Source organism: Meiothermus hypogaeus, from assembly GCF_003574035.1.
In the GTDB taxonomy this organism is placed as follows: domain Bacteria; phylum Deinococcota; class Deinococci; order Deinococcales; family Thermaceae; genus Meiothermus; species Meiothermus hypogaeus.
The window spans coordinates 1-6,774 of record NZ_QWKY01000123.1; the positions used below are offsets into that span (position 1 = coordinate 1).

At 62.4% G+C, this 6,774-nt stretch carries 7 protein-coding genes; 3 read left to right on the top strand and 4 right to left on the bottom strand.

Features of this window, described 5'->3' with window-relative positions:
* The first annotated feature begins 470 nt into the window (after positions 1-470).
* Positions 471-1,034: an HD domain-containing protein gene (locus Mhypo_RS16860; protein ID WP_240637339.1), complete on the top strand. Its 564-nt coding sequence runs from the start codon at positions 471-473 to the stop codon at positions 1,032-1,034.
* Here Mhypo_RS16860 and recJ read toward each other — a convergent pair.
* The 4 genes from recJ to rocF all read right to left on the bottom strand — a co-directional run bounded on the left by recJ (position 992) and on the right by rocF (position 5,044).
* Positions 992-2,959, bottom strand: a complete 1,968-nt coding sequence (gene recJ, locus Mhypo_RS16865; RefSeq protein ID WP_119342405.1) for a single-stranded-DNA-specific exonuclease RecJ — start codon at positions 2,957-2,959, stop codon at positions 992-994. The two genes, Mhypo_RS16860 and recJ, sit on opposite strands and share 43 nt — an antisense overlap.
* 103 nt (positions 2,960-3,062) lie before the next feature.
* Positions 3,063-3,374 (bottom strand): LapA family protein, encoded by a 312-nt coding sequence (locus Mhypo_RS16870; RefSeq protein ID WP_119342406.1) that lies wholly within the window; start codon positions 3,372-3,374, stop codon positions 3,063-3,065.
* Between the two features lie 42 nt (positions 3,375-3,416).
* Positions 3,417-4,118: a 1-(5-phosphoribosyl)-5-[(5-phosphoribosylamino)methylideneamino]imidazole-4-carboxamide isomerase gene (gene hisA, locus Mhypo_RS16875; protein WP_119342407.1), complete on the bottom strand. Its 702-nt coding sequence runs from the start codon at positions 4,116-4,118 to the stop codon at positions 3,417-3,419.
* Positions 4,119-4,147: 29 nt separating this feature from the next.
* On the bottom strand, positions 4,148-5,044 hold the full coding sequence (gene rocF / locus Mhypo_RS16880) for an arginase (protein WP_119342408.1): 897 nt from the start codon (positions 5,042-5,044) through the stop codon (positions 4,148-4,150).
* 159 nt (positions 5,045-5,203) lie between these two features.
* Here rocF and Mhypo_RS16885 point away from each other — a divergent pair, with 159 nt between their 5' ends.
* Together Mhypo_RS16885 and Mhypo_RS16890 are read left to right on the top strand one after the other, a co-directional pair.
* Complete coding sequence (locus tag Mhypo_RS16885; RefSeq protein ID WP_119342409.1) at positions 5,204-5,755, top strand: YceD family protein; 552 nt, start codon at positions 5,204-5,206, stop codon at positions 5,753-5,755.
* 185 nt (positions 5,756-5,940) lie between these two features.
* On the top strand, positions 5,941-6,648 hold the full coding sequence (locus tag Mhypo_RS16890; protein WP_119342410.1) for a CHAD domain-containing protein: 708 nt from the start codon (positions 5,941-5,943) through the stop codon (positions 6,646-6,648).
* Positions 6,649-6,774 lie beyond the last annotated feature (126 nt).

Below are 6,774 nucleotides of genomic sequence, written 5' to 3' on the forward strand. Positions count from 1 at the left end.
TGCGCAGCCTGACCTTCTTGTTCATGTGCGGGCTCTGCTCGATGGCCCTCAGCCGCTCATCCTCTTCGCTGCTCAACTCAATGTACCGAAAGTTTCCCATAGTAAAAGTCTATCGTGAGTGTACTTACACTCGGTTGATTCGTTACCGAACGGTAACGAATCAACAGGGCCGAAGTTATCCGCGTAGCGGAGGGCGATACCGCCCCTTGGAAGGGAGACGCTTTTTTCGCCGACCGACAGTGAAGGGCCATCGGCCCCCGGCTAGCGCCGGTACTCAAGGGAGGGGTGTGCTCTAGGATTCAAAAAGACAACCTATGGTTTTTTTGTTTTCTGAACTGTCTTTTTGAATCCGGTATAAGATACCCGATGTGCGAGGGTTCAGTCTAGCTCACGGAGGCCGCAAGCGGCTGATTGGCCGCTGGAATGCACTACTCGCTTCGCTAAAGATAGATCCCGGAGCACATTTCTCCATGCTCGACGATCTGCTCGTCCGCCATACCGAACCGCAGCGCTTCTATCACAATCTGGCCCACCTGAACACGCTGCTAGAACTATTGCCCGCAAAACCCCACCTGGAGTTTGCGGTCTGGTTCCACGATGCCGTCTACGACCCCACCCGCACCGACAACGAGGCCCAGAGTGCAGGGCTGGCTCAGGAGAGCCTGCTACGCCTGGGTGTGGAGCCTTCGCTCATCCAGAAAGTTACCCACATCATCCGGGCCACGCAAGACCATCAGTCAGACGACCCCGATACCGCTTTGTTTCTGGATGCCGACCTTTCCATCCTGGGGGCCGAACCCAAAATCTACCGGGCGTATGCCCGGGCCATCCGGCAGGAGTACGCCTGGGTTCCCGAGGCGCTGTTCCTGGAGCGCCGTGCACGGCTGTTGCAAAAGTTCTTGTCCCGCGAGCGTATCTATCAAACCGAAGCCTTCGCGCACCTCGAGCAACCCGCCCGCGAAAACCTGGCAAAAGAGCTAGAAACCCTTGCTCAACACACCTCGGGGACAGAGCAAGCCAGCGCTTCCCAGTAGAGTCTCAGGTTTTCTCCCAGCCGGGCAGACTGGCCCAACCGGTAAGCCGTTGCGACCCGTTTACCCAGCGCCCGAACCAGGGGATCGGGATTCTTTTCCAGGTTGCCCAGGGCTTTATCCGAGAGGGCAATCTGCACCTTTTCAGGGTACATGGGTACACTCGGCAAGCTGAACCAGTAGGCGGCTTCCCCAGGGTTCACCACCGAAGCCCCGCGGCTGATAAACCAGTCGGCGCCCTCGGAATGCACATATACCCGGGCTCCTTGCGCGACCGCCCGACCAACCGCTTCGCGGAACGGCACCGGTATGGCCCACTCGGCCCCTCGAGCCTCCTCTGGCCGGGGCGTTGGGCGATAGGCCGCCGCACGCAACTCGACGTTACGTTCACCGTTCCACTCGTTGAGCGTTAGACTGGCTGCCAGATCGAGTTCATCCGGTAATTTTTCGCCGTTATCACGCCACTTGATGACCCTGACCCCCTGGAGCCTGAACGACAGGTGCTTGCCCTCGCTCAGCATCCGTACCTGCTCCGGCCTGCCCTGCAAGAAAAACAGCGGCTCGGGGTTGCCCTCGCCCAGCGGCTCCAGCAGTTGCAGGGCCTGGTGCAGCTCGGTCAGGTCTTCCCCATTCAACCAGCCATCCAGCACAATTTCCGGTACCGGTGCTGGAAATTGCGCGGTATATTCCTCAATAGCCGCCTTAAAGGCTGGAATTTCCTCTTCCAGGATAGCGAAACCCGCCGCCTGCGCATGGCCCCCAAAGCGCTTAAGGTGGGACGCGGCGTGCCGCAAAGCCCCCACCGCACTGATGCCCGGTGTGGAGCGTACCGAGCCCTTGCCGTCGGCAATGATAAAAACCGGTTTGTAGTAGCGCTCGAGCACCCGGCTGGCCACAATGCCCATCACACCCGGATGCCCCTCTGCATCGTGGATGACCAGCGCCGGACGGGTGGCGTCAATGGTGGGCCAGATGCGCTGTAGCATCTCCTCTTCGATACGCTGTCGCTGCACGTTGAGCCGCGTCAGGTGCTCGGCCAGTGGGCGCGCCTGGAGCATGTCCTGGGTGGTAAGGAGCTGCAAGGCCACCTCGGCCTGGCCCAGCCTCGAGGCCGCATTGATGCGGGGTGCGATGCGAAAGGCAATCTCGCTGGCACTAAACTCGCGGCATTGCTCGGCGGCCAGTACGCTCAGACCCAGGTTGGCCGAAGCACGCAGGCGGTGAAGCCCTTCCTTGACCAGGGCCCGGTTGAAGCCCTGCAAGGGGGCCACATCGGCCACCGTACCAATGGCGGCCAGGTCGGCATATTCCAGGGGTGGGTCTTTTCCCAACAGCTTGTAGACCTGCCACAAGAGCAAAAAAGCCACCCCCGAACCGGTAGGATGGGCCTGGCCCCGAAGCCCTGGCGAAAGCGCGGGGTGCACAATCAGGCCCGGTGGTGGCGCAGCGCCAGGCGAGTGGTGGTCGGTCACCAGTACCGAGACCCCGTTCTCGACCAGCTCACGTAGCTCGGCGTGGTTGGTAATGCCGCAGTCCACAGTGATGAAGAGGTCGCAGGCTTCCAGGTGCTCCGGCACCCGGTCCATCAAGACCCCATAGCCCTCGCCCAGGCGGTGGGGAATGAAAGCATGGATGTCGGCCCCCAGCCGGCCCAAGCCGTTCAGCAAAACCGCCGTACCGGTGAGACCGTCGGCGTCGTAGTCGCCATGTACCCGAATGCGCTCGTTTTTTTCCAGGGCCTCGATAATCCGCCGGGCCGCAGGCTCTAGCCCCTCGATGGGCAAGAGTTCCAGCGGGGGCTCGAGGTCTTCCTTACGCCTGAACCCCCGATTCCAGAGCACCGCCGCGGCCAGGGGCGAGACGCCTAGTTGCTCCACCAGGGGGCGAAGCTCGGAAACAGGGGGCCATTCACGGAATTTCCAGATCATCCAGGGTCTCCTTCAAAACGGTGCCTTGAGCCGAAAGCCCGGGGCCGAAGGCCGAAAAGCAAAACAACACAGGGTGCAAAACACACCTGCCGGGCCAAAGCCCTCAGGGCAGCCGGTCAGGGATGACCGGGGTTTCCTCGGGGTGTTGTTTCTTGAGGGCCTCGAGCTCGCTTCTGACCTGGCGCAGTTCGCGGTTGCGCTTGCTCAGGGTGGCCTGGGCATTTACCCAGCCGGTCAGCACATACAGCCCCATGACGGCCAGACCCAGCCCAAAAGCCCCCACCAGCAAAAAGCTCAGGTGCACCTGGCCCCAGGGTGTCCCCAGCAACAGCCCCGGCTCCAGCGCATATAAAGCCCAGGTCACTGCGGCGACCAGCAGCACCATCAGGAAAGCCAGCCCGTTCAGGACTTTCATACCAGAAGTTTACTCCAGGCCCCCAGGTAGGCAGAACGCAGGTCAAACCCACTTCTTCAGGTCGATGCGGCCCTCGTAGAGGGCTTTGCCGGTGATGGCCCCCTCCACCCCCAGGTTCTGCAAGCCCCTCAGGTCGGCATCGGAGGCAATACCCCCACCGGCAATCAAAAAGCCCGGCCAGGCGGCCCGCACCTGGCGTACGACCTCGAGGTCCAACCCGGCCAGGGTGCCATCCCGCCGCACATCGGTATAAATCAGGGTGCGCACGCCCATCTCCCACATGCGCAGGCTCAAGCCCGGCACCTCGAGGGCCGTTCCTTCCACCCAGCCCGAGACCACCACTTCCAGGCCCCGTGCGTCCAGGCTTACCACCACCCGCTCGGCTCCAAACGCTTGCAGCATCCGGCTCAGCACCTCCGGCGCTTTCACAGCCACGGTGCCCACCACCACCCGCGCCGCTCCCAGAGCAAGTATCTCCTGGGCCGCCTCCACGCTGCGCACCCCACCCCCCACCTCAAACGGGATGGCGATAGACTGCGCAATCTCACGCAGCGCCGCCCGGTTTTCCCCCCGGCCCGTAGCGGCATCCAGGTCGACCAGGTGGAGCATCCGCGCCCCCTGCCTTTGCCAGTACAGGGCAGCCTCCACGGGGTTTTCGTAGTAAACGGTCTCCTGGCGGGGGTCGCCCTCAAATAAGCGCACGGCGCGCCCCGCCTGGATATCTACTGCAGGAATAACCAGCACGGGGGGATTGTATCAGTTTGGCCAGGCCATCAGTAGATTTTCTTCCCCAAAAGGCTGCTGGCGAGCTCAACCATCATCCGGGCGGTACGGTTGGCGATGTCCAGGATGGGGTTCACCTCGACCAGATCCAGGCTGGTGACGATTTGGGCGTCGGCCAGTAGCTCCATCAGGAGGTGGGCCTCACGGTAGGTCAGGCCGCCGGCCACCGGGGTGCCCACCCCCGGGGCAATTTCGGGGTCGAGCACGTCGGCATCCAGCGAAACGTGTACCCGGGCAAAACCATCGAACTGCGCCGCGACCTGTTCAGCGATGGCCGGGATGCCCTGCACGTCAATTTCTTTCATGGTGAAAACCGTGACCCCGCGCTCCCGCAACAGTTTGACCTCCCCTGTGTCCAGGCTGCGAATTCCAACCAGCACCACATCCTCGGGTCGCACCTTGGCCCCCGGGCGGCTCAGGTCTACCAGGCGGGGGTCACCCAGGCCGCACAGGTGCGCCAGGGGCATCCCGTGAATGTTGCCGCTGGGGCTGGTCTGGGGGGTGTTGAAGTCGGCGTGGGCATCTACCCAGATCACCCCAATGCGCTCACCGCGGCTGGCCCCGGTGACCGACCCCATGGCAATGGAGTGGTCGCCCCCGAGCACAATGGGAAACACCCCGGCGGGCATCTGGTGCAGGGCTTCGATGGTGTCCAGGCAGACCGTGCGGATGGCCTCGAGGTAGCCCATCCCCCCCTGTTCCTTTGGCTGACGGTGCAGACTCTCGACCACCGGCACCTTGATGTCGCCGTAGTCGTGCACGTGGTGACCGAGGCCCTCGAGCACCTCCTGTAAACGCCCATAGCGCATGGCGCTGGGTCCCATATCCACCCCACGCCGCCCCTGGCCCAAATCCATCGGAACCCCTAGAACGCCAATCTGCTTCATGCGAACTAGTCTACCGCCGGGTTCAAGCACCCGCACCTCGTGCTCGATAAGGTCGGTGGGGTAGGAATCATTGAATCCGGTCCATGCCCTGGCCATTGACCCAAGGCCGTTTCGGCGCTAACATAAAGAGCTACGCGCTGGGGCGTAGGTTATATCGCAATGAAAGAACCGCATATCCCAAGTATCAACCTCTCGCGTCTGCTGCGGGAAGGCGGCAGCACTGATGCCAGAGACGAAATTCTCGAGTACATCGCCCTGCAAGAAGAGCGCATTCCCCTCGAGGGCCCGGCCAAATGGAAGGTGAGCGTGACCCGCCTGGAGGGTGAAGGCGGGCAGGAGTTCTGGTTGTCGGGCGAGATCGCCGGCAACGCTATGCTGGAGTGCCGCCGCTGCCTGACCCCCACGCCCACCCCGGTGCGCGCCCACTTCCAGTACCTATTGCGCTATGAGGCCGGTTTGCAGCAGCTCGAGGTCATCGAGGAAGGTGAAGAGGAAATCCTGCTCTTTGGCCATCCCGACCTCGACCTGGTGCCTCTGCTCAGCGAGGCTTTTGCCCTCGAGCTGCCCTACACCACCCTCTGCAAAGAAGACTGCAAGGGCCTCTGCCCGGTCTGCGGGGCCAATCTGAACGAAGTAGACTGCGGCCACCACCCCAAACCCCAGACCAAACTGGGCGCTGAACTCTCCCGTTTGCTGGGCGATTTGGACTAAGCGCAGCTACGCTCGTCTCATGTCGGGCCTTAATGGTTTTGCTACCGGCCTTATCCCGTAGTGGAAGATAGGTTTCATCAGCAGCCATCCGATGTTGCCGGGTGAGGGGTTTTGTACGAGCAGTCCAGCCAGGCACGATGCCGAGGCGACATGTTTTCCACCGAAGTCAATGCTAGGCTGGTTTTATGGCGACCATTGGGCTGGAGCGCTGGCTCCAACACCTGCTTGAGCACCTACCCATCGCCCGCGAGGGCCAGAACCCCGAGGGTGTGCACCAGGTGCGGGTGGCCGTGCGCCGCCTGCGGGTATGGCTGCGCCTGGCCGGTATGCGCGTGCTCGAGGACGACCTAGCCTGGCTGGTGCGGGCGGCCGGTGAGGTGCGCGACCTGGAAGTGTTGCTACAGCACCCCACCCTTCCCAAAGCCTTCCGACGCTGGGCCGAGACCCGGCTCGCACAGGCTCGAGCGGCCTTCGTGCCCCTGCTGGAAGCCCCCCGACTGTCCGGGCTGATCCAGGCTCTATCCAATCTACCGCCTCTGGATGCACAGACGGCCCTGCCACGCCTTGAGCGCTTTTTGTTGCAGGTACGGCGTCGGGAAGAGGAATGGCAGCGGGAAGGAGACCTCGAGCATCTCCATGCTTTGCGACGGGCCCTTCGTCGTCTGCGCTATGCCAGGGAATGGCTGGAGCTAAACAGCCAGGCCATAAAAACCCTCCAGGAGGTTTTTGGACAGGCAGGCGACCTGAGCTTTACCAGGCGGTATCTGGCCGCCTTTGAGGCCGATGGGGGCCGGGTACCCCTAACCTTCAAGAAGCAACTCGAAGCCGATCTGGCCGCGGCCCTCGAGGCAGCTCGGGAGGCCTGGAAAACACATCGGGGCAACCTGAAATAATACCAGATTCGGTTAGTTCGTCACCCTTTGGTGACGAACTAACCCGACCGAAGTTATCCGCGTAGCGGAGGGCGATACCGCCCCTTGGAAGTTATCCGCGTAGCGGAGGGCGATACCGCCCCTTGG

What these genes read in the sequence shown, in the direction of transcription:
- Mhypo_RS16860 (WP_240637339.1), top strand. Translation starts at nt 471, where the DNA reads ATGCTCGACGATCTGCTCGTCCGCCATACCGAACCGCAGCGCTTCTAT.
- recJ (WP_119342405.1), bottom strand. Translation starts at nt 2,959, where the DNA reads ATGATCTGGAAATTCCGTGAATGGCCCCCTGTTTCCGAGCTTCGCCCC.
- Mhypo_RS16870 (WP_119342406.1), bottom strand. Translation starts at nt 3,374, where the DNA reads ATGAAAGTCCTGAACGGGCTGGCTTTCCTGATGGTGCTGCTGGTCGCC.
- rocF (WP_119342408.1), bottom strand. Translation starts at nt 5,044, where the DNA reads ATGAAGCAGATTGGCGTTCTAGGGGTTCCGATGGATTTGGGCCAGGGG.
- Mhypo_RS16885 (WP_119342409.1), top strand. Translation starts at nt 5,204, where the DNA reads ATGAAAGAACCGCATATCCCAAGTATCAACCTCTCGCGTCTGCTGCGG.
- Mhypo_RS16890 (WP_119342410.1), top strand. Translation starts at nt 5,941, where the DNA reads ATGGCGACCATTGGGCTGGAGCGCTGGCTCCAACACCTGCTTGAGCAC.